The organism is Desulfovibrio legallii (genome assembly GCF_004309735.1).
In the GTDB taxonomy this organism is placed as follows: domain Bacteria; phylum Desulfobacterota; class Desulfovibrionia; order Desulfovibrionales; family Desulfovibrionaceae; genus Desulfovibrio; species Desulfovibrio legallii.
Genome location: NZ_SIXC01000003.1, coordinates 13,960 through 37,130 on the forward strand (window position 1 = coordinate 13,960; position 23,171 = coordinate 37,130).

General features: G+C 64.3%; 25 protein-coding genes. 7 read left to right on the top strand and 18 right to left on the bottom strand.

Annotated features, from left to right (window positions below; genetic code table 11):
• Positions 1 to 280: 280 nt before the first annotated feature.
• Both EB812_RS02590 and dnaE read right to left on the bottom strand, forming a co-directional pair.
• Positions 281 to 475, bottom strand: coding sequence for a hypothetical protein (locus tag EB812_RS02590; RefSeq protein WP_130957790.1), 195 nt, complete (start codon positions 473 to 475; stop codon positions 281 to 283).
• 325 nt (positions 476 to 800) lie between these two features.
• A complete protein-coding gene (dnaE, locus tag EB812_RS02595; RefSeq protein WP_118230733.1) occupies positions 801 to 4,292 on the bottom strand; it encodes a DNA polymerase III subunit alpha in 3,492 nt (1,163 codons plus the stop codon).
• A 150-nt stretch (positions 4,293 to 4,442) separates the two neighbouring features.
• Here dnaE and EB812_RS02600 point away from each other — a divergent pair, with 150 nt between their 5' ends.
• Together EB812_RS02600 and EB812_RS02605 are read left to right on the top strand one after the other, a co-directional pair.
• Positions 4,443 to 5,231 carry an HD domain-containing protein gene (locus EB812_RS02600; RefSeq protein WP_118230716.1) on the top strand — a complete coding sequence of 263 codons (789 nt, stop codon included), beginning with the start codon at positions 4,443 to 4,445 and terminating at the stop codon, positions 5,229 to 5,231.
• Positions 5,232 to 5,461: 230 nt separating this feature from the next.
• On the top strand, positions 5,462 to 5,782 hold the full coding sequence (locus EB812_RS02605) for a hypothetical protein (RefSeq protein ID WP_130957791.1): 321 nt from the start codon (positions 5,462 to 5,464) through the stop codon (positions 5,780 to 5,782).
• Between the two features lie 128 nt (positions 5,783 to 5,910).
• Here the strand turns inward: EB812_RS02605 and EB812_RS02610 are convergent, their stop codons facing one another.
• The 11 genes from EB812_RS02610 to trmD form a co-directional block, all read right to left on the bottom strand.
• Complete coding sequence (locus EB812_RS02610) at positions 5,911 to 6,177, bottom strand: RNA recognition motif domain-containing protein (RefSeq protein WP_118230718.1); 267 nt, start codon at positions 6,175 to 6,177, stop codon at positions 5,911 to 5,913.
• A gap of 342 nt (positions 6,178 to 6,519) precedes the next feature.
• A complete protein-coding gene (locus tag EB812_RS02615; RefSeq protein WP_118230719.1) occupies positions 6,520 to 7,002 on the bottom strand; it encodes a GlcG/HbpS family heme-binding protein in 483 nt (160 codons plus the stop codon).
• A gap of 140 nt (positions 7,003 to 7,142) precedes the next feature.
• Positions 7,143 to 7,592 carry an SsrA-binding protein SmpB gene (gene smpB / locus EB812_RS02620; protein ID WP_118230720.1) on the bottom strand — a complete coding sequence of 150 codons (450 nt, stop codon included), beginning with the start codon at positions 7,590 to 7,592 and terminating at the stop codon, positions 7,143 to 7,145.
• Positions 7,589 to 9,358, bottom strand: a complete 1,770-nt coding sequence (gene ptsP, locus EB812_RS02625) for a phosphoenolpyruvate--protein phosphotransferase (RefSeq protein WP_130957792.1) — start codon at positions 9,356 to 9,358, stop codon at positions 7,589 to 7,591. The genes smpB and ptsP overlap by 4 nt, the downstream gene beginning before the upstream one ends.
• Before the next feature lie 4 nt (positions 9,359 to 9,362).
• On the bottom strand, positions 9,363 to 9,653 hold the full coding sequence (locus EB812_RS02630) for an HPr family phosphocarrier protein (RefSeq protein WP_118230722.1): 291 nt from the start codon (positions 9,651 to 9,653) through the stop codon (positions 9,363 to 9,365).
• Positions 9,654 to 9,708: 55 nt separating this feature from the next.
• The gene (locus EB812_RS02635; protein ID WP_118230723.1) at positions 9,709 to 10,458 is read right to left on the bottom strand and encodes a PTS system mannose/fructose/sorbose family transporter subunit IID; all 750 of its coding nucleotides are present in this window, start codon (positions 10,456 to 10,458) and stop codon (positions 9,709 to 9,711) included.
• 168 nt (positions 10,459 to 10,626) lie between these two features.
• Positions 10,627 to 11,472 carry a 16S rRNA (cytidine(1402)-2'-O)-methyltransferase gene (gene rsmI, locus EB812_RS02640; RefSeq protein WP_118230724.1) on the bottom strand — a complete coding sequence of 282 codons (846 nt, stop codon included), beginning with the start codon at positions 11,470 to 11,472 and terminating at the stop codon, positions 10,627 to 10,629.
• Positions 11,414 to 11,878, bottom strand: coding sequence for a YraN family protein (locus EB812_RS02645; protein WP_118230725.1), 465 nt, complete (start codon positions 11,876 to 11,878; stop codon positions 11,414 to 11,416). The genes rsmI and EB812_RS02645 overlap by 59 nt, the downstream gene beginning before the upstream one ends.
• On the bottom strand, positions 11,878 to 12,504 hold the full coding sequence (locus EB812_RS02650) for a ribonuclease HII (RefSeq protein ID WP_118230734.1): 627 nt from the start codon (positions 12,502 to 12,504) through the stop codon (positions 11,878 to 11,880). Before EB812_RS02650 ends, EB812_RS02645 begins: the two co-directional genes overlap by 1 nt.
• Before the next feature lie 283 nt (positions 12,505 to 12,787).
• Entirely contained in the window at positions 12,788 to 13,135 is a 348-nt protein-coding gene (gene rplS / locus EB812_RS02655) for a 50S ribosomal protein L19 (protein WP_118230726.1), read from the bottom strand.
• Positions 13,136 to 13,195: 60 nt separating this feature from the next.
• Positions 13,196 to 14,500, bottom strand: coding sequence for a tRNA (guanosine(37)-N1)-methyltransferase TrmD (gene trmD / locus EB812_RS02660; protein WP_118230727.1), 1,305 nt, complete (start codon positions 14,498 to 14,500; stop codon positions 13,196 to 13,198).
• Positions 14,501 to 14,729: 229 nt separating this feature from the next.
• On the opposite strand from trmD, the gene EB812_RS02665 reads away from it, so the two are divergent.
• Positions 14,730 to 15,491, top strand: coding sequence for a helix-turn-helix domain-containing protein (locus EB812_RS02665; RefSeq protein ID WP_118230728.1), 762 nt, complete (start codon positions 14,730 to 14,732; stop codon positions 15,489 to 15,491).
• A gap of 141 nt (positions 15,492 to 15,632) precedes the next feature.
• Entirely contained in the window at positions 15,633 to 16,052 is a 420-nt protein-coding gene (locus tag EB812_RS02670; RefSeq protein ID WP_118230729.1) for a hypothetical protein, read from the top strand.
• A 119-nt stretch (positions 16,053 to 16,171) separates the two neighbouring features.
• Here the strand turns inward: EB812_RS02670 and truA are convergent, their stop codons facing one another.
• The 4 genes from truA to thiD form a co-directional block, all read right to left on the bottom strand.
• Positions 16,172 to 16,978 (bottom strand): tRNA pseudouridine(38-40) synthase TruA, encoded by an 807-nt coding sequence (gene truA, locus EB812_RS02675; RefSeq protein ID WP_207287302.1) that lies wholly within the window; start codon positions 16,976 to 16,978, stop codon positions 16,172 to 16,174.
• On the bottom strand, positions 16,978 to 18,282 hold the full coding sequence (locus EB812_RS02680; RefSeq protein WP_130957793.1) for a MotE family protein: 1,305 nt from the start codon (positions 18,280 to 18,282) through the stop codon (positions 16,978 to 16,980). Before EB812_RS02680 ends, truA begins: the two co-directional genes overlap by 1 nt.
• A complete protein-coding gene (locus EB812_RS02685; protein WP_118230440.1) occupies positions 18,239 to 18,676 on the bottom strand; it encodes a flagellar export protein FliJ in 438 nt (145 codons plus the stop codon). Before EB812_RS02685 ends, EB812_RS02680 begins: the two co-directional genes overlap by 44 nt.
• Before the next feature lie 100 nt (positions 18,677 to 18,776).
• Positions 18,777 to 19,580, bottom strand: coding sequence for a bifunctional hydroxymethylpyrimidine kinase/phosphomethylpyrimidine kinase (gene thiD / locus EB812_RS02690; RefSeq protein ID WP_118230439.1), 804 nt, complete (start codon positions 19,578 to 19,580; stop codon positions 18,777 to 18,779).
• Positions 19,581 to 19,820: 240 nt separating this feature from the next.
• Between thiD and EB812_RS02695 the strand changes: the two genes are divergently transcribed.
• The 3 genes from EB812_RS02695 (at position 19,821) to EB812_RS02705 (ending at position 22,392) form a co-directional block, all read left to right on the top strand.
• A complete protein-coding gene (locus tag EB812_RS02695; RefSeq protein ID WP_118230438.1) occupies positions 19,821 to 21,065 on the top strand; it encodes a hypothetical protein in 1,245 nt (414 codons plus the stop codon).
• Positions 21,062 to 21,634: a bifunctional adenosylcobinamide kinase/adenosylcobinamide-phosphate guanylyltransferase gene (locus EB812_RS02700; RefSeq protein WP_118230437.1), complete on the top strand. Its 573-nt coding sequence runs from the start codon at positions 21,062 to 21,064 to the stop codon at positions 21,632 to 21,634. The genes EB812_RS02695 and EB812_RS02700 overlap by 4 nt, the downstream gene beginning before the upstream one ends.
• 131 nt (positions 21,635 to 21,765) lie before the next feature.
• On the top strand, positions 21,766 to 22,392 hold the full coding sequence (locus tag EB812_RS02705; RefSeq protein ID WP_118230436.1) for a hypothetical protein: 627 nt from the start codon (positions 21,766 to 21,768) through the stop codon (positions 22,390 to 22,392).
• A gap of 89 nt (positions 22,393 to 22,481) precedes the next feature.
• Here the strand turns inward: EB812_RS02705 and fabZ are convergent, their stop codons facing one another.
• Complete coding sequence (fabZ, locus tag EB812_RS02710) at positions 22,482 to 22,937, bottom strand: 3-hydroxyacyl-ACP dehydratase FabZ (protein ID WP_130957794.1); 456 nt, start codon at positions 22,935 to 22,937, stop codon at positions 22,482 to 22,484.
• Positions 22,938 to 23,171 lie beyond the last annotated feature (234 nt).

Sequence of the window (23,171 nt, forward strand, 5' to 3'; positions counted from 1 at the left end):
ATGGGTGCAGACCATCGCACCACCGGAAGTGCGGCAAGTCCTTCCTCCTGCCAGGCATCTCTGGCGCACCAGTGTGCGAACTTCCGCAGGCTGTCGCCCGCCTGAAGGTGGGGAAACTTGCACCACCTGTGGTTTCCGGCACGAAAAAAGCCCCGGCGGGAACTCCAACCGGGGCTTGCTGTCAATGTCTGGGGCGATTATCTGGACTTATGATGGCGGGTCAAATAGACGCCATAGGCGAACACGCCCGCGCAAACGATGGTTGCCAGAATCCACGTTGTCATTGTCCGCCTCCTTTCTTGGTAAGGTATAGGCTGGCTGCAAAACAGGCAAGGCCCAAAAACACGCCGTAGCCAACGCCTTGAAACAGGCCCACGGCCATAGCGGCAACGCTCATTTTCTCCAGCCAGTCAGCAAGGCGCTTAACCATGTTTACCTCACCCTCACTATAACCATCGCCGTCTGTCGTGTCCACAGGAAAAGGCCCCTACCAACTGCCCCGCGCTAGAATCGATTTTAAGGGCTCTACACCAAAGACGGGGGCAAGCCCCTTCAACGGGCAGTTTTTTCGACAGGTTTCTGAACAATTCCCCATCCATTTCAGCAGCACAATACGCGCACCCGCAAGCGGTAATTTTCGAAGTTGCGGAAGCCATACGCGGGCCTACACCAAAGGCAAGCGCTTTCTGCAAACCACTCCCCCCGTTTTTGAGGTAGAGCCGGCCGTGTTGACCTTGCGAAGGGACTTTTTCAACAACGGGCCGCTCCGGCGCGCCTTTCTCCCCGTAATCCCCGTTTTTCTACGACGCCCAGGCGGAAAGCGCCTTATCCAGTTCCGGGCCGGGCCGCACCTTGAGGGCGCTGTCCAGCAGCAGCAGGCAGACGTGCCCGTCCAGGCAGATCTGGGCCTGGGCCTCCACGGGGCCGGGGTGGCTTTCCAGAATGGAGCGCAGGGTCAGCATATCTTCCCGACCCAGGCGGTGCGGCGGTATCTGCACGCACACGGGCGTATCGCTGTCGCCGCAGGCCTCGGCCAGGGGGCGGACGCTCTGCCCCAGCAATTTCAGTTCGCGGGGGGCATCCTCTTCCTCATCCCCCATGTCGCGGTTGTCGGCCGCGTCGTTCTGGCTGTCCAGCCGGGCCGTGAGGCAGAGGGGTTGCTCGGACTGCAGCAAACTGCGGCATTCGGCGTAGGAACGGGGAAAGAAGGTCACCTCCGCGTGGCCTGTAAGGTCTTCAATGCCCACAAAGGCCATGCGTTCGCCGCGGGATTTGGTGATGACCTCCTTGAGGCTGACCACCAGGGCGGCGCAGCGCAGTTCCGCACCGGGGAAGAGTTCACGCGCGTCTTCCAGTGTGGTGAGGTTCAGTCGGCGCATTTCGCGGATAAAGGGCAGCAGGGGGTGGCTGGTCAGGAAGAAGCCCAGAGCCTCTTTTTCGCCTTTGAGCTTGTCGTCGTCGCTCATTTCCGGCGCCTGGGCTTCGGGGCAGTCCAGGCCGATGCCGGGCAGAGGTTTGGCCTCCAGGGCCGGGGCCATGGCCAGCAGGGAAACCTGGTTGGAGCTTTTTTCCTTGGCCTTTTTCTGGGCGCGGCTCACTACCAGGTCCAGGGCCGCCAGCATGGCCGCGCGGGGCACGTTGAAGCAATCGCAGGCCCCGCCTTTGACCAACGATTCCAGCACTCTTTTGGTGACCTTGCGCAGGTTGACCCGGCAGCAGAGGTCCAGCAGGGAGGTGTAGCCGCCTTCGGTTTTGCGGGCTTCCACCAGTTCGCGGATGGCTTCGTCGCCCACGTTTTTGATGCCGCCCAGGCCGAAGACCACTTGGCCGTTGTGGGCCGTGAATTCGCGTTGGCTCTGGTTTACTGAGGGCTGCACCACGTCTATGCCCATATCTTTGCAGCAGGAAACGTATTTGAGCAGCTTGTCCTGGTTACCCATTTCAGAGGTGAGCAGGGCGGCCATGAACTCCACCTTGTAGTGCACCTTGAGGTAGGCCGTGTAGTAGGAAATAAGGGCATAGGCGGCGGAGTGGGACTTGTTGAAGCCGTATTCCGCAAATTTTTCCATCAAGTCAAAAATTTCATTGGCCTTGTCTTTACCGATGCCGTTTTTTTCCGCCCCGGCCACAAAGGTCACGCGTTCCTTGGCCATGGCTTCGGCTTTTTTCTTGCCCATGGCCCGGCGCAGCAGGTCGGCCCCGCCCAACGTGTAGCTGGCGATGATCTGGGCGATCTGCATGACTTGTTCCTGATAAACGATGACGCCGTAGGTGTCGCGCAGGCATTCCTGCAGGGAGTCGTGCGGATAGACCACGGGCACCTGGCCGTGTTTGCGCTTGATGAACTCGTCCACCATGCCCGAACCCAGGGGGCCGGGCCGGTACAAGGCCAGCATGGCGATGACGTCTTCAAAGCAGGTGGGTTTGAGCATGCGCAGGTACTGGCGCATGCCGGAGCTTTCCACCTGAAACACGCCGTCCGTGTCGCCGCGGGCGTAGAGGTCGTAGGTAGCGGCGTCGGTGAGGGGCAGGTTGTCCAGATCTGGCGGGGTTTGCCCCTGCAGGCTGATGTTGTCCAGGGTATCCTGGATAAGGGTCATGGTCTTAAGGCCCAGAAAGTCGAATTTGACCAGGCCGACTTTTTCGGTCATGGGGCCGTCGAACTGGGTCACCAGTTCGCCGCGTTTGCCCTGGTAGAGGGGCAGGTACTCCACCATGGGCTTGTCCGAAACCACCAGCCCGGCGGCGTGGGTGGAGGCGTGGCGGGCCAGGCCCTCCAGGCGGCGGGCCGTATCCAGCAGGTGGGTGACCTTGGGGTCTTCCCTATAGATTTTTTCCAGGTCCGGCTCCATTTCCAGGGCCTTCTGGATAGTCATTTTGAGATCGGCGGGCACCAGCTTGGCGATGCGGTCCGTTTCCGCAAAACTCATGCCCAGGGCGCGGCCCACGTCGCGCACCACGCCCTTGGCCTTCATGGTGCCAAAGGTGGTGATCTGCGCCACCGAGCCTTCGCCGTAGGTGTCCACCATATGGCGGATGACGTCGCCCCGGCGGCGCTCGCAGAAGTCCACGTCGATATCGGGCAGGGAGACACGTTCGTTGTTCAGAAAGCGTTCAAACAGCAGATTGTAGGGCAGGGGGTCCAGGTTGGTGATGCGCAAGGCCCAGGCCACCAGAGAGCCAGCGGCGGAACCGCGTCCCGGCCCCACCGGGACATGGTGGTTCTTGGCCCAGTTGATGAACTCCTGCACAATAAGAAAATAGCCGGGAAAGCCCATTTCTATGATGACCTTAAGTTCGTACTGCAGACGGTCGCGGTAGGCCTGCGGGTCGATGTGCTCGCGGTCGGGGTGCTTTTCCAGGCGGCGTTCCAGGCCTTCTTCGGCCAGGCGGCGGAATTCGGATTCCAGGCTGGCCCCCTGGGGCAGAGCGTAGACGGGAAAGTAGTGGTGGCCGAAGTCCATTTCCACCTGGCACTGTTCCGCTATGCGCAGGGTGTTGGCCAGGGCTTCGGGCACATGGGCAAAGGGTTTTTCCATCTCCTCCACGGACTTGTAGTACAGCTCGTGGGTGCCGAAGCGCATGCGGTTGGGGTCGTCCATAGTGGTCTGCGTCTGGATGCAGAGCAGCACCTCGTGGGCTTCGGCGTCGTCGGCATTGAGGTAGTGGCAGTCGTTGGTGGCGACCAGGGGCAGGCCCGTGGTTTCGGCCAGTTCCATCAGGGCCGTGTTGGCTACTTCCTGTTCCTTGAGGCCGTTGGACTGCAGCTCAAGATAGAACCGGCCGGGATAGATGTCGGCGTATTCACGGGTCAGGCGCAGGGCCTTGTCCATGTCGTTGTCTTTGATCACGGCGCGTGGGATTTCACCGGCAATGCAGGCCGAAAGGCAGATCAGCCCTTCGGAATACTTGCGCAGCTGGGCCTTGTCCACGCGCGGTTTGTAGTAGAAACCTTCCAGGTAGCCCTGGCTGACCAGCTTGACCAGATTGTGGTAGCCAACGGTGTTCTGGGCCAGCAGGATGAGGTGGTGGCGGGTGCGGGCCAGGGGCGAATCCGGGCTTTTGTCCTTGTGGTCGTGGCAAACGTAGACCTCGCAGCCCACAATGGGCTTGATGCCGAAGTCTTTGCAGGTGCGATAGAAGTAGGCTGCGGCAAAAAGATTGCCGTGGTCGGTAACAGCGCAGGCGGGCATGCCGTAATCCTTGGCGCGGGCGCAAAGATCCTTGATGCGGATGGCGCCGTCCAGCAGGCTGTATTCCGTATGGCAGTGCAGGTGGACAAAATCGGCCATGAAAAAGCTCCGGAAAAGGCGGGAATAAAAAGAGCGCGGGGCGACCCGCAAAAGACCCTCAAAGGCAAAGAACAGCATAGCAGAAGGCGGCACGGCCCTCAAGGCGCTGCTCCCATTGCCTTGCGGCGCAACCCGGCGTACAGAACGGGCATGAACGCTTTGCAAGACATCAGCGGGCACGAGGCCTGGTTTGCCGCCTATGCGGCGCGGGAACGGGCCAAGGAGGCGGCGCGTGCCGACGGGGATCCGGCTCCCCTGGATCTGAAGCTGACCCACACCAAGGCCGTGCTGGCCGACGCCCGGCGCATTGTGGCGGCCGAGGCGCTCACGCCGCCTCTGGCCCGCGCCTGCTTGCTGGCCGCCCTGTACCACGATGTAGGCCGGTTTGAGCAGTATCTGCGCTACCATACGTTTCGCGACAGGGATTCCTGCAACCACGGGCAGCTGGGCGTGCGCATCCTCAAGCGTGAAGGCCGTCTGGCAGACGAACCCTTGCGCAAAATTATTCTGGCCGCCGTGGCCTTGCACAACCGCTTTGCCCTGCCTGCCCGCGTGCCGGAGGGGGTGGCGCTGGCCGCCAATGTGGTGCGCGACGCGGACAAGCTGGACATCCTGCGCGTCATGGACGAGCATTTGAGCGGCCCCGGCCCCTACAACCCCACGGTGGTGCTGCAGCTGCCCAACGACCCGCACCTCTGCAGCCCCGCGGTCTGCCGGGCTGCTCTGGAAGGCCGCACTGCCGCTTATGCGGATTTGCGCAGCGTCAATGATTTTCGTTTGCTGCTGGGCACTTGGTTTTTTGACCTGCACTTTGCCGCCAGCCGTCGCCAGTTTGTGACGGACGGCCACGCCCAGCACCTGCTGCAGGGTCTGCCCGCCGACAGCCCCCAGGCTTCGGCCAGAGATTTTCTGCTGCGGCGGCTGCAGGCCGTGCAATGATGCGGCATTCCGGCCCGGAGCAGCCTGCTGGCCCGGAGCCGCCCGCCTGCGCCGTGCCGCCGGTATCCGGCCCCTGTGGGCGCGGGCCGCTCCCCGATGTTTTATCCGCGCCGCCATTGGGTTTTCCACAGCGGTTGCTGGCCGCTGTGGCGCCTTGGCCGTCCGGGGCGCGGCAGACGCCCTGCAACCTGAATCCGCGTGACCTGCGCGCCCTGTGCCTGCAGGCTCCCGTGCCACTGCTGCGTCTGGCCTATGCTTTGTGCTTTTTACCGCCGGATACGGGCGCGGCTCTGCTGCAGCTGACGTTGCAAGCGGCCCGAACGGTTCTTGTGGCGGACCTGCGCCCACCCGAACGCAATCTGGAATGGCCCGCAGCCTTGGCGCTACGCTGCCTGCCCGGCCTCTGGCCCGGCGGACCGGCCGCCGCCTATCTGCGGCAAGGCGGCCTGGAGGGCCTGTCGGCCCGCGTGCAGGCACGGGTGGTGGCCCGTCGCGCTCTGCTGGGCGGGGCAGCCGTGCTGTTGCGCCTGGAGATCGGGCCGGGCTTTTAGAGCAGAGTAACGTTGAGAATAAACATCCTCAACGATTTTGTATGGAGCCCCACGCCTAGCGGGCTCCATACAAAAAGAAGGCCGTGCGCATGCGCACGGCCTTCTGGAATTATTGCGGGACGCCGGACTTACCAGCGGCGGGCGGCGGGCTTTTTGGGCTCGGCCTTGTTGATGCGCAGGGCGCGGCCGTCAAATTCCTTGCCGTCCAGGGCGGTAATGGCCTCGGCGGCATCGGCGTCGCCCATTTCCACAAAGCCGAAGCCACGGGCGCGGCCGGTGTCGCGGTCCGTAACGAGCTTCACGGAAAGAACTTCGCCAAAGGGCTGGAAGAGGGCTTCAACGCCTTCTTGCGTCGCGGACCAGGGCAGGTTGCCGACATAAATGGAAGTAGCCATAAGAGACTCCAAGAGGTTTCGGGAGGTAGACTTTCCGCTTGAAGCCTTACCCATGTAAAGTCTCTGGCAAAAAAAGTACTATACCCAATTCAGTGATGGAGGCACCATATGGTTTGCCTTGATCAAAGTCAACAACTATCCACGGCCTTTGGCACTAAAATCCAAAATATTTTGTTTGTAAATAATTTATTTAATAATTTTAGTATGATATCTATTGCAATAGGGTGTTGTGGGCTGCCTTGGGCACGGCGTCTGTGGGGTGCGCGGGCTTTGTATGCATGCCTCCGCCGGGGCAGACGCCGTCCGGGGTGGATGGCCACTCCGGACGGGCAGTGCAGGTGGTTATTTCAGGGCCGCCGCGCCGGCTTTGGCCACGGCCGTGTCCTCGGCCACGCTGCCGCCGCTGACGCCCACAGCGCCCACAATGACGCCTTTGCGCAGCAAGAGTTCGCCGCCGCCGAAAATGGCCAGGCCGTTGTTGGTGGCTTCAATGCCGAAAAGCTCCTGGCCAGGCTGGGCCGCTGCGCCCAACTGGGCGGTGGACATGTTGAAATACCGGGCGGTCAGCGCCTTTTTTTGGGCAATGTCAATGCTGCCCAAAAAGGCCCCGTCTTCCCGCGCAAAGGCCTTGAGGTTGCCTCCGGCGTCGACCACGGCGATATTCATGGGAATGCCCTGGGCTGCAGATTTGACCAGGGCGGCGTTGACGACAATCTGGGCTTCGGCCAGGGTCAGGTCGTCGGGCAGTTGCTTGGTTGGCGCAGCCGCGTAGGCGGCGCTGCCCAACAGAAGGATGACGGCGGCAAGTGCAAGTATGCGACGCATCTTGGTGCTCCTTGTGTTGCAGGGTGAGGAAAGGGGCACGGTGCGGCAGGGCCGGCCATGCCACGCTGTGTACCTTACGCGCACATAGCGTGACCATAGCCGGTCGGGCGAGAAAATCCAAGCGGTGCGGCCTCTGCCGCTCAGGCCAGGTCGCGGGCCAGGTCGCGTTCCGCCGCGCGGCGTTTGAGGGTTTCGCGGTGGTCGTGGAGCTTTTTGCCTCGGCCCAGGGCGATTTCCACCTTGACCTTGCCGCGGCTCAGATAGAGGCGCACGGGCACCACGGTCAGGCCCTTTTGCGCCACCAGCCCGGCGAATTTGGCGATCTCTCGCTGGTGGAGCAGCAGTTTGCGGTCGCGATCCGGCTCCTGGGGCACATAGCCCGCGTTGCTGTAGGGGGCTATGTGCAGCGAAACCAGCCAGGCCTCGCCCCGGCGAAACTCCACATAACTGTCCACAAAGTTGACTTTGCCGGCGCGGATGCTTTTTACTTCCGGGCCGGTAAGCACCAGGCCCGCCTCGGCGAACTCTGAAAGTTCATAGAGGTGGCGGGCTTTTTTGTTCAGGGCGAGGGCGCTGTTTTTCTGGTTCATGGCTGACTGTGGGTGAACAGGCTGGTGGTGTGAAAGGCCAGCTCGTGCCCCAGGGATTGTTGCAGGGTTTCGCGCACCATGCGTTTGGAGGCGGGGACATCTGTGCTTAACAGCACGCTGTGGGCCAGGTTCATGCAGCCGGCGGCGTTAAAATGGCGGATAAGGTGCTTCATGCCCGGTACAAAGCGGGGCGCAGCCGAAACCGTGTCCACGCCCATACCCAGCAACAGGGCCAGGCCGAAGGGATCTGAAGCCAGCTCGCCGCAGACGGAAACGCCGATGCCCTCGCGGTGGGCCGCATCGATAATGCGCTTGAGCGAACGCACCACGGCCGGGTGCAGGGGTTCGTTCAGATAGGCCACATGACGGTTGTTGCGGTCTATACCCATGATATAGTGGATAAGATCATTGGTGCCGATGCTGAAAAAGTCGCATTCGCGCGCCAGGGCGTCGCAGATTATGGCTGCGGCCGGGGTTTCGATCATAATGCCCAGGGGCAGGGACGGCGCGTGGGAAAGATTTTGGGCGCTCAGATCCTGGTGCAGCTCCTGGATGATGCGGCGTACCTGTTGCACTTCGTCCATGGTGGAGACCATGGGCAGCATGATGGCCACATTGCCGTTGGCCCCGGCGCGCATGAGCGCCCGCAGCTGGGTACGGAAGATGCCCTGATGGCGCAGGCAAAAACGGATGCCGCGCAGGCCCAGAGCCGGGTTGGGTTCCTTGAGCACGGCCTGGGCGTGGAGCATTTTATCCGCGCCTACGTCCAGCGTACGGAAAACCACCTTTTGCGGGGCCATTTTGCGAGCTACAGCGGCGTATTCCCGCACCAGATCTTCTTCTGTGGGCAGGCGGTCGGTAAAATAGGCAAATTCCGTGCGATAAAGGCCTACGCCGTCGGCGCCGCATTCCAGGGCGGCCGCCAGTTCTGTGGGGTTTTCCAGGTTGGCCTGCACGCCCACACGCACGCCGTCGCACATTTCGGCGGGCCAGTGGGCGGTTTTGAGGGTGCGGGCCTCCCAGGCGGTGTACTCGTCGCGGCGTCGGGCGTAGCGGCTGAGGTCGGCCTCGTCGGGGCTCAGCAGCACGCAGCCGCCCAGGCCGTCCACAATGATGGCCTCCCGCTCGCGGGCAATATCCACCAGACCCGTGACTCCCGCCAGCCCAGGAATGTGCAGCCCGCGCGAGAGGATGGCCGTGTGTGAGGTGGGGCCGCCCTCGGTGGTGACGATGCCCAGCACTTTGTCCAGGTCCAGCTCCATGACGTCCGCCGGGGAGAGATCTTCGGCGGCCAGCACGCCAGGGGTGGGGTCCGCATCCTGGTCCGGGCCCGTGGTCAGCCGGTCGCGCAGGCGCAGCCCCACAGCGCGGATGTCCTGGGCGCGGTCGCGCAGGTAGGGGTCGTCCATGCCGCGAAACAGGGCGCAGAGCTCGTCCACCGTGAGCTTGAGGGCCCAGGCGGCGCAGATTTGCTTGCGCTCAATGCGAGCCAGGGCCGCATTGAGCAGCTTGGGGTCGCGCACGATTTCCATCTGGGCGGCAATGACGTCGCGGTAGTCCGAAAGATCTTCGGGCACGTTTTCCATGGTGCCCTGCAGGGCGGTGCGCACATCGTCGGCGGCGGCGCGCAGAACGTTCTGCTCGGCGGCGACCTGGTCCGGGCCGATGCGGCGCTCCTCATCCTGGCGCATGCGGTGCATAAAGCGCACCGTGCCGATGGCGATGCCGGGAGAAACGGGCGTGCCGAAAAGTAGAGCGCGTGCCATGGGTTCAGTCCTGCAGGGTGCTCATAAACCGGGCCAGCCCGCAGAGGGCTTCGCGGGCGTCCCTCCCGTCGGCCAGGAGAGTGAGTTCCGCATTGGGGGGCGGCGCCAGAGAAAGGATGTCCAGCATGCTTTTGGCGTCCACCTCGCCCGTATCGCTGATGAGCTGGATGGAGGCGGCGTAGCGCTGGGCCTCTTGGGCCAGGCGGGCCGCCGGGCGGGCGTGCAGACCATTGCGCAGATTCAGGCACACCCGCAGGGCCAGCCCGCGCGGGGTTTGTTCGATGGCGTCTTCCATGATTTTCCTTTTCATTGCCGGGCCCGCAGCCTCGAAAACCGACAACGGGCATATACTACATGCCAATCAGACCCACGTCCATGAGAATCAGCACGCCCAGGGTCAACGCCCAAAGCAGCAGGCGCGGCAGCCTGAGCCGCGCCACCAGCCAGGCCGCCGTAAGCACGGCCAGGGTGCCCAGCACGTAGCCTGCCCAGGGAAAGTCCCTGTCTTCGCCCGGCAGCAAATGCCAGATGACCAAGGCCACCAGCACGGCGTTGACCAGTTTGAGGCGGTCTACCCAGTTGATCAGGTTGAGCCGCCGCAGTCCGGCCAGGACGGCCATGCCGTAGCGCAGCCCGGCCATAAAGCTGGCCGCGCGAAAGCCCAGCAAGGCCAGAAACAGAACCAGGGTGAGCCCGGCCATGAGCCCCGTATGCCCTGAAAGCAGCAGGGCCACGCTCAACAGCGCCCAGAGGGGCAGCAGCGTGCCGCTGAAGAAGGCGTCGCCCAGGGCGGAAAGGGAGGTGGCCAGGGTTTCTCGCACCGGGCCCAGGTTGGCTGGGGGCAGTGCGCCCCGGGCCGCGCTCTCTTCCAGGGAAAGCAGAATGCCCACAAAGAGCGGCGCCATAAAGGGATGGGTATTGCTGTGCCCGGTGTAGCGGGCCAGGGAGCGCCGCAGATCGGCGGGCGCAGGGTAGAGCCAGCGCAAGGCCGGTTCCAGCGCAAAAGCAAGACCCACCTGCTGCATGCTGCGGGCTGTATTGGCCGCGCTGATGCAGGCGGTGCGCGCAAGGCAGTTGAGGACAATGCGTGTGGGGTACACTGGCGCTCCCTGTTGGTGGGCGGAACAGCCGGAACATTGTCTGCGGACCTGTTCCGGGCGGAGGCCCGTGCCGTGCGTACAAGACGCGGCCTCGCGCGGGCAGTCCGCATTGTCGGGCCGCGCTTATGGGGCTGCGGCTGCCGGGCTGTGGCGGGAAGACCGCGAAAGTCAGTCCGAGGCGGCCGGACCATGGGGCAACAGGGAGTAGAGCTCCTTGCCGGTCCAGCCCGTGGTGGCCGCCTGCACAGTGCGGCAGGCCTCGCGGGGTTTTTCGCCCTGGGCCAACGCCGCAGCCAGACGGCGGCGCACTTCGGCTTCCGGGGTGCGGGCCGTACTTTCCGGCGGCCCTACCACCACGGTGATTTCTCCCAGCAGATCATCGGGCAGGGCGGCGGCGTCTTCCAGCCGCAAGAGTATAAATTCCTCGTGTTCTTTGGTCAATTCCCGGCAAACGGCGGCCTCGCGCGGGCCAAGAATGGGCGCGGCCAAAAGTAGGCTTTCCTTGAGCCGGTCTTTTCGTTCAAAAAAAACCAGGGAACCGGGCACGTGGGCGAATGCGTCGAACAGCGCCCTGCGCCCGGCCACATCGCGGGGCAGAAAACCAAGAAAACTGTAGGGCAAAGGCGGCAGACCGGCGGCGGATAGGGCCGCCGTGGGGGCCGAAGGGCCAGGCAAGGGCGACACGGCGAGGCCTTCATGCCGACAGGCGCGTACCAATCGGTAGCCGGGGTCGGCCAGCAGGGGCGTGCCCGCATCCGAAATAAGGGCCACACTTTTGCCCTCGCGCAGCAGGCGCAGCACCGCATCCTTGCGTTGCTCTTCATTGTGGTCAAAAAAACTCAGCATCCGGCGCGCGGGAAGGCCGCACTGGCGAAACAGGGCGGCGGCGCGGCGGGTGTCTTCGGCCAGTACCAGGTCGGCCTCGGCCAGCACGGCCCGCGCCCTGGGCGAAAGGTCACCAGGGTTGCCAAGGGGCGTGGCCACGATCCAGAGACGGGGGGCAGACAAAGGCATGGGGGCAGTGCTCCAGGTAGAGGTCCGCGCCCTGGCGCAGGGCGCAGACCAAGTCAAAACGGCAGGGCTGGTCCCAGGCCTCGTGGGCCGTGAGCCAGGCCGCGGCGGCGCGGTAAAGATGGCGCTGCTTGGCCGGTGTGAGGGCTGCGGCCGGGCCGCCGTGCGCCGCATTGGCGCGGGTTTTCACTTCTACAAAAACCAGGGTGTCGCCGTCGCGGCAGACCAGGTCCAGCTCCAGCCTGCCCAGTCGCCAGTTACGGTCCAGCAGGGCAAAACCCTTGCGCGTGAGCAGTTCTGCCGCCGCGTCTTCGCCTTCCTGCCCCAGGCGCAGGTGCGCGGCCTGTGGGGCGGCCTTGGTGGTCCGCTTCCAAAGGCGCGACAGGGAGAAAAACCGGCTGCCGGGCATCAGAGCAGGCTCCCCTGGGCAGGGCCTGGGGCTGCGGGCAGCACTCCGGCAAAGGTCAGCCGGTGCTGGGGGCAGGGGCCCAGGCGGCGCAAGGCCGCCAGATGCTCCTTGGTGCCGTAGCCTTTGTGCGCGGCAAAACCGTAGCCCGGCCAGCGGCGGTCCAGGTGCGCCATGAGGGCGTCCCTGTAGGTTTTGGCCAGAATGGATGCGGCGGAAATGGCCGGCACGCGGGCATCGCCGCGCACAAGGGCCTGCTGGCGCGGCAGGGGCGCGTGCGCGCCGTGGCCCCTGACCCAATGGGCAGCCAGCAGGGCCGACGGCAGCGTGTGGTTGCCGTCGATGCAAAGCAGAGCCGGAGGGTGGCGCAGGCAGCGCACAGCCCGGCACATGGCTTCAAAAGTGGCCTGCAGGATGTTGATGCGGTCGATGCGCGCGGGCCAGACCACGCCCAGACCCCAGGCCGTGGCACACTGTCGGATGCGCGGGGCCAGCCGCTCCCGCGTGCGGGCCGTGCAGGCCTTGGAGTCGGTCAGGCCCGGCAAATCGAAAAGCGGAGGCAGGATGACGGCCGCCGCCACCACCGGCCCGGCCAGGCAGCCGCGTCCGGCTTCGTCCAGTCCGGCCATGAGCCCGTCGTCCGGCGGAAGTTTTTTTTCGTCTTCTGCGGCCAGTAAGGAAAGGAGGTCGGGCGCAGCCGTTGCCGGGGCCTGCGCCGCGTCATGGGCCCTTGCGCGACAGGAACGGGGCATTATCTATCCCTCCCTGGGGAGCGGCACGGGGCCCGAGCGGGCGATGGCGCGCCGCCGCCCGCCGACAGGCACAACAAAGCCCCCGGCATACGGAAGACCGCAGCCGGGGCGCCTTGCAAAAGAATCCGGACACCGCTCCCGCAAAGGGGGCGGCGCGGCATCAGAAACGGCCGCGGGGCTTGATGCGGGCGGCTTTGCCCTTGAGGTCGCGCAGGTAGTAGAGGCGGCTGCGGCGCACCCGGCCCTGGGTGATCAGCTCCACATGGTCGATAAAGGGCGAATTCATGGGGAAAATGCGCTCCACGCCCACGCCGTCGGAAACTTTGCGTACCGTAAAGGTGGCGTTGGTGGTGCCGCGCTTGATGCGGATGACGTTGCCCTGGAAGATCTGGATGCGTTCTTTTTCGCCTTCCACAATGCGCAAATGCACCTTTACCGTATCGCCGGAGCGAAAGGCGGGCATGTCCATGCGCATGTTTTCACGTTCGATCTGTTTCAAGATGTCCATGCTGATAACTCCTTGCGAATCCGGCGGGCGTCCGTGAAAAAGGGCCTGCGCCGTGTTGCGTCAATAATAGTCGCCTAAAATCCTGTCGGTCAAAATGGCGGCCGCGCTGCGTACCGAAAGGTGGTTGTAGCCCAGGTAACGCAAGGGGCGCAATACGCCGTCGCACTGGGCAAGCGCTTCCGGCGCGAGCCCTCTGGCCGTGCCCAGGCAAAGCATGACCGGGCCTGCCGCGCACCACTGCCGCACAGTTGGCGGCGTCAGGGGCGGTTCCTCCGGCACGCCTTTTTGGGGAGCGGGCCACAGCGCGGAACTGCCCACCACCCTGGGGCGCTGCCCGTACCGGGCCGTCTGCAGGGCCACGGCTTCTTGCAGTGAAGCGGCAGAACGTACCAGCCCAAGGGCCTCCGCCCGGTCCGCGTGCCCAGGGCTTGTGGCCTCCCGCGTCCAGTGGCGCACAACCGTTTCCAGCATCTGCAGCTGGTCGCGCAGAGGGGTGACCACATAGAGCGCGTCCAGAGCATAGCTGCGGGAAAGACGGGCTATATCGTGAATGTCCAGATTTGTCAAAGAGGAAACGCCGGTTTTTTTCTCATCCAGCCAGACCGGGGCGTGCAGCAGGCAAAGGGAAAGATTGCGCCCGGGGCGGAGGCGGGGGGTATCGGCCAGGGTCAGGGCGTCTTCACGGGTCAGGGGTGCCGTTTGGAGCAGGTCTGGCCGAACGGCCAGGGTAGCGCGCACAGCCTGTTGCCGTCGCCAGCGGGCAATCTGTTTGTGGTCGCCGCTGAGCAGTACAGGGGGCACGGCAAGCCCTTCCAGATTCTCTGGCCGGGTGTAGTGGGGATATTCCAGCAGGCCGTGGGCAAAACTTTCTTCCTCGCCTGAGGCTTCCTTGCCCATAAAACCCGGCACCAGCCGGGCCACGGCCTCCACCACGGCCAGGGCCGCGGTTTCGCCGCCGTTGAGCACGGCTTCGCCCACACTGACCGGCTCCAGGGGAAAGAGATCCGCCAGGCGGGCGTCAATGCCCTCATAGCGGCCGCAGATCAGGGTCAGGTTTTCTTCCGTAGCCAGGGAGCGGGCCTTTGCCTGGGTGAAGGGGCGTCCGCCGGGGGTCAGGAGCAGCATCCGGCCCGGCCGGGGAATGGCGCGCAGGGTGCTGGCCAGGGGGTCGGCCTGCATGACCATGCCGGGGCCGCCGCCGTAGGGGCGGTCGTCCACATGGCGGTGTTTGTCCATACTGTGCTGGCGCGGGTCGTGAAAGGCAAAACTCACCACGCCCGCTGCACGCGCCCGGCCCAGCAGCCCGGCGGACAGGGGGGAAGTAAAAAATTCCGGAAAAAGCGAAACCAGGTGGAAGCACGGCATGGGCGGAGAGTGCCGCAAAAGGGCTCTGCATGCAAGCCCATGCGCAATCAGAGCAATAGATACTATTTACAGAAATGTATTATTATATTTAGTAAAAAATTACTATAACTCGTCAATCTTGTTATCTATACTTGTTTGACAAATTCAAATTTTAGTGTATATTTAAAAATTGAAGTTATATACAACATTAGCAATAAAGTTATTAAGCAATTTTTGGAGATTGTGTTACATGAAAGACACTGCAGCGTCTTGGATAAATGACATTATTTATATTTCATTTAAGAGACTTTCATTATTTGACTTTTGTAATAATCTTTATTCATTCTTGCGTATGTATATGGATATATCTTGTGTTGGGGTATACAGCTTTTTTGACAGCACTATAACACAGCTTTTCAAGTATGAACCGTTTGCCGATAGTGAACAGACACAAAAAATTATTCCTGTCACCACAGCACTTCTGCGTGAGATATATGTAAAACTCTCTGAATCTGGGCAATTGCACAAGGTATTGTTTTGTGAAAGTGATAAACCAGGGCCGGAAGCCGCCATACTGGCCCTGTTGCGCGAGCGTTCTGGCTGTTGCCTGCATTTGCCGCTGGATTATGGAGATCTGCTTGGCGGCTTTCGTTTTATTAATCTCTATGCGGACCAAGCCGGCGTTTATACTGCAGAGCAGCGTCGCCTGTGCGAGACCCTGCGCCTTCCTCTGCGCAATGCGCTCACAGATGCGTTGCAGCGCAGGGAGTGCGCCCAGGCGGGACTGGAGATGCGGCAGCCCGTGTGCCCGGTGCTGCAGGAAAGCGCCGCCCCTTATGGCTCTTCATTTAAGACGCTGAACGAGTGGACGGCGGAGTATATCCGCGCGGTCATCCGCCACACCAACGGGCGGATCAGCGGCAAGAACGGCGCGGCCGCGCTGCTGGGGTTGCCGCCCACCACCCTCTGGTCCAAGATGCGCAAGCTCAAAATTCACCCCAGGCAACAGTAAGGGGCGGCGCTTTGGCAGGACTGTCAGGTTCTTGACTTATCTATTTTTATCTCTTGATATTGTTGAATAATATTATTTTGGCAGACCTCTTGCTAGAGCAATGCGGGCGACCTGCGCCCGTGCAGCATCTGGAGGTATACCATGTTTTTTTTGCTGGGAGGCCAGGATAAAAAGGCCCGCAAGACCGAGAAAAAGGGCCGTCTGTCTGGTGCGGCCGGCCATGTGCGTGAGGTTTTTCTGGCCGGGCGTTTTCCGGTGGTGACCACGCATCAGGTGGAGGGCCGTTGCATTGCCAAGGTTCTGGGGCTGGTCTGCTGCCGGGGTTTCGATTCTGAGGAGGCCTTTTTCGGCATGGCCGCCAGGGCCATGAACAAAGGCGCGCAAGCCATTGTGGGCTATAATGAGAACGTGGCTTTTCACCCGGACGGCAGCAAATATTTTTCCTGCTTCGGCACGGCTGTTATGTTTGCGTACGATCCGGAAGATCCGGACGCCTTGCCCTTGCTGCTGCAGCAGAAGTTTCGGGCGCAGGAACAGACCGGGGTCAATGAAGTGATCTGAGCGGGCGGCCGCATACGGTGAAAGCGGACGGGGAGTTCTGGCGGTCATGTCGCCGGGCTCTCCGTTTCTTATATCCGTGCGCATAGGTATGGCGCGGAACATTTGAGAGGCGGCGGCGCTCAGGCCTGGGGCTGGCCTTCCGCAAGCGTCCCTGTTTCATAGCTCACCTGCGCCAGGGCCAGACCGGCGGCCGGGGCCGTGACCGAGGGCACGGCCCTGCGGTCGCGGGCGGCCAGGAGCTCTGGGATGCGCGTCGGGTCCACTTTTCCCTGGCCGCAAGCGGCCAGCAGGCCTGCCATATTGCGCACCATCTGCTTCAAAAAACCGTCGGCGGTGACGCGGAAAAGCAACATGGGGCTGTGCGGCGGGTACCAGGGGCAGGGCGGGGCAGGCTCCAGGCGGGCGTCCAGCACCGTGCGCACTGTGCCTTCCACATCCGTGCCCGCATTGCGCAGACCGGCGAAGTCGCGGCGGCCCAGCAGGTGGGGCAAGGCCGCGTGCAGGGCCGCAAGGTCCAGCGGGCCGCAGTTCCAGACAAAGGGCGTCAGGGCCGGGGGCACAAAGGCGCGCTCCTGCCAGAATTGGTAGACGTAGGTCTTGTGCAGGGCGTCTTTGCGGGCGTGAAAATCCGGCCTCGCGGGCGCGGCGGCCAGTACGCGGATATCTTTGGGCAGCACAGCGTTGCAGCTGTGCCGCCAGTCGCGGGGGGCGCGGTTTTCGGGCACGTCGCAGTGGGCCACCTGAGCGTGGGCGTGTACGCCCGCATCAGTGCGGCCCGCCCCGTGCACGCGCACGGCCACGCCCGTGATTTGGCGCAAGGCGGCCTCAAGCGCGCCCTGGATAGTGGGCGGCGGGTCGACTTTTTCCTGAATCTGCCAGCCGCTGTAGCGTGTGCCCACATAGGCCAGAAGCAGTCTGAGGCGCATTATTCGGGCAGCCTCATGCGGGTGATGAGCTCCGTGAGCTTGGCCGTCTGTTTGGGATTCATATAGGTCATGATTTCGCCGGACTGTTTGGGCGTCATGCCCGTAAGGATGCGTACTGCCACACGTTCATCCATATTTTCCAAAGCCTTGGCGGCGGCCTTGGGCTTCATCTGCCCGTAGGTGAGCACCAACTTGCGGATTTTTTCGTCTTCCAGCCCACGAGCCTCGCGGATCATGTCCTGCACTTTTTTTTCGGCGTCCTGCAGGTCTTTAAGGCGTTGGTCCATCTGTCGCCGCAGGGTAATAATATCTTGCTGCTGCCGGGCCAGCTCCTGGGCTTTGAGGTTGGGGTCCACGGGCGCAGGCGCGGGGCGCACTGCCGGCGCCGGGGCAGGGGCGAGCCCTGTGGACGAAGAGCTTTGCGGCAGGGACGGCACGTCCGCGCTTCCACGCGGCGGCAGGGGGCTGCCGTCAGCGCTCTGACCACGAGGAATGTTGTCCGGAATGGCCGGCGCGCCGGGCAGGCTCAGGGGCGCGGTCTGCGCCGCAGGAGTAAAGGGCGAGGACGCGGCGGCGTTGGGCGTTTGCGGCACGGGCATGTCCAGAGAAGCGGCCTGGGCGGCCCGTACGCTGCCAAGACCGGGGATGGGCAGGTTGCGCAGGCCCAGGGAGTCCAGCCAGCCGCCGGATTCCTGCGCGGGCGCGGGCGCGGCGGTCAGCAGGGGCGCGGGCGGGGGCAGGGCCGTACCCGGGGCCACGCGCGGCGCGGGCAGCGGTGCGGGCAGGGCGGGCTGTGCGGCGGCAATGGCCTGGCCCGTTTCCGGCTGGGCCGCCGCCGTGGGCGCGGGCCTGACCTGGGGCGCTGGCATATCCGCTTCAGACAGCGTTGCCGGTCGGGGCGCGCGGGCTTGCACTGTGGCCGCCAGACGCGCGGCGGCCGCGCCCTGAGGTAAATGCGTTTCCGTTATGACGGCGGCGGCCGTGGCCGGGGGCAGAGGCTTGCGGTCAGCCTGGCGCGGCGGCAGAGTGGAGGACAGCGTCCGGTTTTGCTCCGGGCCGGGGGCGTGCGCGGCAAGGGGGGGCTGCGCCGCCAGGGGGGCGGTTTTTTCCGAAGAAGCGGGCGGGAGAGCGCTGGCCACAGGCGTGGCGTTGCGGGGCGGCGCGTCCGCGGGGAAGAGGTCCGGCAGGGGAATATCCAGCAGGAACACGCCCAGCAGGGCGAGCTTGAAGCAACAGAGCGCCGCCAGCCAGCGGAACAGTCTAGAGAGAGGGCGCTTTGTAGCGCAGTGTGGCTGTTTCGTCATTGACGCGCTGCTCCTTCAGATATTCCTCGCGGGCGTATTGCTGCTGACGGCGTTGGCGGAGTTTTTCCAGCAGTTTTTTGTCTACGGCGCGGGCGGCCAGAACCTGCCGCGCCTCTTCCACCAGGCTCTCCTGCAGACGCGCCTGGCGGGCCAGGTCGGCCGCGTCGCGTCGCAGGCCTTTGGCGTACTGTTCCTGCAGCCAGCGCTCTGCCGTATCCATGCAGGCCGGGTCACAGAGGCGGGCTTCGGCGGTCCGCAGAGCGGCTTCGCAGCGCGCCTGCGCCTCACGGGTCCGGCGCAGGCTTTGTTCGTGCCGGGCCAGCTGCACGCGGGCTTCTTCTTCCAGTTGCTCACGGTATTCGAGCACTTTTTGCATGCTGAAACGAAAGGGCACGCGTACACCGCCTTGATTTTGACGCCCGGCATTGACCGTTTTCAACATTGCAAACAGCGGGCCAAACTATCAATATATCCCTGCGATGTGCTCAGGGCTGTCAGGGCGTGCAGAGCCTGGCCGCGTGATTGACCGGCCCGCAGCCCTTGCCCGGAGCGTAGCTTTTGCGCAAAGCCAGATTGAGAAAGTCCTGCGCGCGGGCCACGGCCGCCTGCAGGGGCAGCCCCTTGCCCAGACCTGTGGCGATGGCCGCCGAAAGGGTGCAGCCCGTGCCGTGGTTATTGCTGGTTTCCACCTTGGCCTGAGGCAGGTGTTTGGGGGGCTCACCGGGCAGGCAGAGGCAGTCCGTGACCAGTACGCTGCTGTCCATGTGTCCGCCTTTGATGAGGACGGCCCTGGGGCCCATGTTCAGCAGTTTTTCTCCGGCTCTGGCCGCGTCATCCAGATTTCTGATCTGCAGGCCCGTGAGCATTTCGGCTTCGGGTCGGTTGGGCGTGAGCAGGTCGCAGCCGGGGAGCATCTCCTCCACCAGGGCGGCAACGGCGTCCTCCTGCAGCAACGGGCTGCCGCTCTGGCTCACGCTCACCGGGTCCACCACCAGTGGAAAACTGCGCTTGCGCAACGCCGTCCCCAGGGCACGGATGATGGGCGCGGAAAAAAGCATGCCCGTCTTGGCCGCCGCCACGGGAAAGCCCTCCAGCACGGTCTGGAGCTGCAGCAGTACAAAGTCCGGATCCGGCGCGTGGATGCCCGTGACCCCGCAGCCGTTCTGGGCTGTGAGTGCGGTGATCACGCTCATGCCGTAGCCGCCGAGAGCCATGATGGTTTTCAGGTCCGCCTGGATGCCGGCGCCGCCGCCGGAGTCGGAACCCGCAATGGTCAAAATGTTGGGCGGGGTGAGCACGGGATATACCCCCTGAGGATAAAAGTCTGAGGATAAAAGGACTGCCGTTTTTTTCAGGGAATACTATACGCCCTCCGCTCTTGCGGCGCAACGCGCGGCCGTGCGGCCGCGGCTTTCCGGAAAGTGTCGGGAAAATGTCTTCACAATGGGCCTGTCGCAATGTTAACGTGCGCACAGTCCGGGGCCGGAACGTCCCGGCCCGCCCGCCCGTGCGGCGCGGAGAGATTTAGGAGGCACCGCATGAAGTTGGAAAAAAAGGCGCCCGCGGCGGACATCACCAACCTGCCCAAGCCCAAGCCCGCCGGGGCCGGTGCGCGCAAGGCCGTGACCCTGGCCGTGCTGGCCGCTGTGGCCGTGGGCGGCGCGGCCTTTTGGCTCACGCGCGACAAAACTACCCGCGACCATTGGCGGGATGAGGCCGCGGCCGTCATTGACAACGCCACCAGCGGCACCCCCCTGGCCGGGATGGGCAATGTGCTGCGCGACGCGCCGCCGCCACCGCCCCCTTCAGTCCTGAGCCCGGTAACGGCCCCCGGCACCTTGGCCGGACAGACCGTGCAGGGCGCTGTGGAGGGGGATCCCGGCGCGCAGACCGCTGCAACAGAACCAGGGCCACAGGCCCCGGAGGCTGTTTCTCCCAAAGTAACTGAAGACAGCCGGGTGCGCCCCGAATTTGTGCAGGATCTGGCCGCCTATCTGGCCGGGCACTTCAAGCCTGGTCCGCGCGGCGGCACGCTGCAGGTGAGCGTGCAGGGCTTGAACCAGCGCTACGGCACGCGGCTGCCCGGCATTGCCGTCAGCGCCGGCGGCGGGCGCGCGGCCTTGCTGCGCTACGCCTTCCACCCCACCATGCTGCAGGGCCTTTACGCCCTCTATGTGGACCGCTTTCTGGAAAGTCTGGACCGCGAATCCCTGGCCAGGAACTTTACGCCTGAGCAGACGCGTCAGCTGCACATGGCCGTGGCCGGCCGCGCCGTGATTCTGGCCGGCGCTCTGGAGGCTGCGGCCGCCCAGCCTGATCTGGACAAACGCCTGCGTCAGTTGGATCAGGCCTCTCAGGCCGTGGTGGACGTCAACAGCCAGATGGCCGAAGCCGTCTTTACCCTGGACGAGCTGCGCGAAAATAAGGCCGGTGAAACGGAAATAGCCACAGCTCAGTTGCGGGTGGACGGTCTGAGCGCCCGTTATCGTCGTGCCCTGGAAGAGCGGGCAGCCGTGCAGCGCTCCTTGGTGGGCGCAATGCGCCAGGCGGGCGCCCAGGCCCTGGATGACGATACGCTGCTTTTTGTAGCCCAGTGGGTGAACCGCCGCCTGCGTCAGGATGCCCAGGCCCGGGCCGCGGTGCAGAGCTCCGCCGGCATTTTGCGGGATCTGGCTCGCCGCTGCGCCCAGGTGGGCACGGCCGCGTCCCGGCCCGCCGCGCCTGCGGCGTCGGCCGTCGGCCAGCAACCCCTTGCCGCGCCTCTGGGGGGGCAGGCCCGTTGACGGCCCCAAGCCTGCTTCTGGTGGGCGGCGTGCGCAGCGGCAAAAGTGCTTTGGCCCAGCGCTGGGCCGAGGCCCGCGCGCGCCGTCGGCTGTACGTGGCCACCTGCAGGGCCGAGGATGCGGAAATGACCGCGCGGGTGGCGCGCCATCAGGCCGCCCGCGGCCCCGGCTGGCAGTGCCTGGAGGCGAGCCTGGACCCCGTGGGCGCGCTGACCGCCCACCTGGCGGGCGCCGGTGCGCATGCGCAGCCCCAGGTGCTGCTGCTGGACTGCGTAAGCCTTTGGATCTCCAACCTTATGGCTCTACATCTGGACGCCGCCGCCATCCTGCAGCGGGTGGACGCCCTGGCGGCCCTGGCGGCCGCGCCCCCTTGCCCCTTGGCCGTGGTCAGCGCAGAAACAGGCCAGGGCCTTACCCCGCTTTCGCCCCTTGCCCGGACCTTCTGCGATCTGCTGGGCCTGGCCAATCAGCGCCTGGCGGCCGTCTGCGGCACTGTGCTGCTGGTGCACTGCGGCCTGCCCCTGGCCCTTAAGGGCCGCGTGCCGGAGGAATTATGCGCCAATCTCTGAGGCCCGTCCCAGCTACGTTCCGTCCCGTCCATAGCCTTGCCCATCCCGCCCACGGCAACGTTGGTTGCGCCTGTGGCGCGGCCCGTCGCAGCCCGTCCAGGCTGGCGGGCCTGTGCCGCACCGCAGTTTGTTTGACCGCAGTTTGCCTGGCCGTCTGGGGCCTGTTCGCCTGCCCGGCCGCACAAGCTGCCGTTACTGACCCGCGCCAGTGCGTGCTGGAAGCGGGCAGGGCCGTGGATGCGGCGGATACGGCCGCCTTTGAGCGACTTGTGGACGTGGACAGCATTCTGGAACAGGCCCTGGATATCTTTGTGCGCCAGGCCCGCGCCCCCCAAGGGGCCAAGGATCTTCCCCCCATGCTGGCCCTGCTTTTTTCTCAGGCGGCTTCCAAAGACGGCGCGAGCGGCAATGTGCGCAACCTGCTGCTCAGTGAGTCGCGCGCCTTTGTGCTCAATGGCGTAGCTTCCGGCGCGTTTGCCGGGCGCAAAGTTACGGGCGCGGAAGCCCAGGGCCTGCTGGCTCCGCTTTTTGCCGATGCTTCCACCGGACGCAAGGAAGTGCGCCAGGTGGGCCAGGCCCGTCGCGACGGCCAGGGCTGGCTTGTGCCCTTTACGGTGTACGACCACGGCAACGGCCTGTCCTATGACGTGCTGGGGCGGGTTACCCAAAGTTCTGCAGGCCCACGCCTGACCGGCGTGGCTAATATGGAAGCCCTGATCCGCCGCCTGAACGCCGAAAGTAGTGCTGTGCAGGAATAAAAGGTGTAAATTTTCTCGCCCAGGCGGCGCGGCGGGCGTACCCCGGCCGGAAAAGATGGCAGGCGGGAGCGGCGTGCCTGCCGCGGCCGCTACGGCCTGTCGCCCAGCGCGGCCGTAATCCTGGCTTCGGCGGCCAGCTTGCCGTCCACCAGGGCGCGGGCGTCCATCTTGCAAAGGTTGAGCTTCATGCGCAGGTTGGCGCATTCCAGATCCAGACGGTCGCCGGGCAGCACCTGGCGGCGAAACTTGACGCCGTCCAGCCCGGTGAACAGAAAGAGTTTGTTTTCCAGCCCCTCCAGGCCGGCGGCTGCCAGCAGCCCGCCGGTCTGCGCCAGCGCCTCCAGAATGAGTACGCCGGGCATGATGGGCKCGCCGGGAAAATGCCCCTGAAAGAACGGCTCGTTGATGCTTACGTTTTTGTAGGCGCGGATATGTGAGCCGGGCACGCATTCCACCACCCTGTCCACCAGCAGGAAGGGGTAGCGGTGGGGCAGCAATTGCAGAATGCGCTGAATGTCCATCTGCTGGGGCGTCTGGTCTGGCATATGGGGCTCCTTGTGAAGGTGTTGCGGGGGGGCCGGAGCGATTTCACTTTGCGCGTGCTCCGGCAACGGCATAAGCGTTGCGCAGTTGCGCCGGCGAGCGTTGCCGCGAACGGGGCCGCAAACGTCGCGGAAGGCACCTGCGCGACGGGGGCTTGCCCGTGCCGGAACGGCTGCAGCCTGGGCGCGGGCACAAAAAAGCCTCCCGGCCCGTCAGGGTCGAGAGGCCGAAAAAAT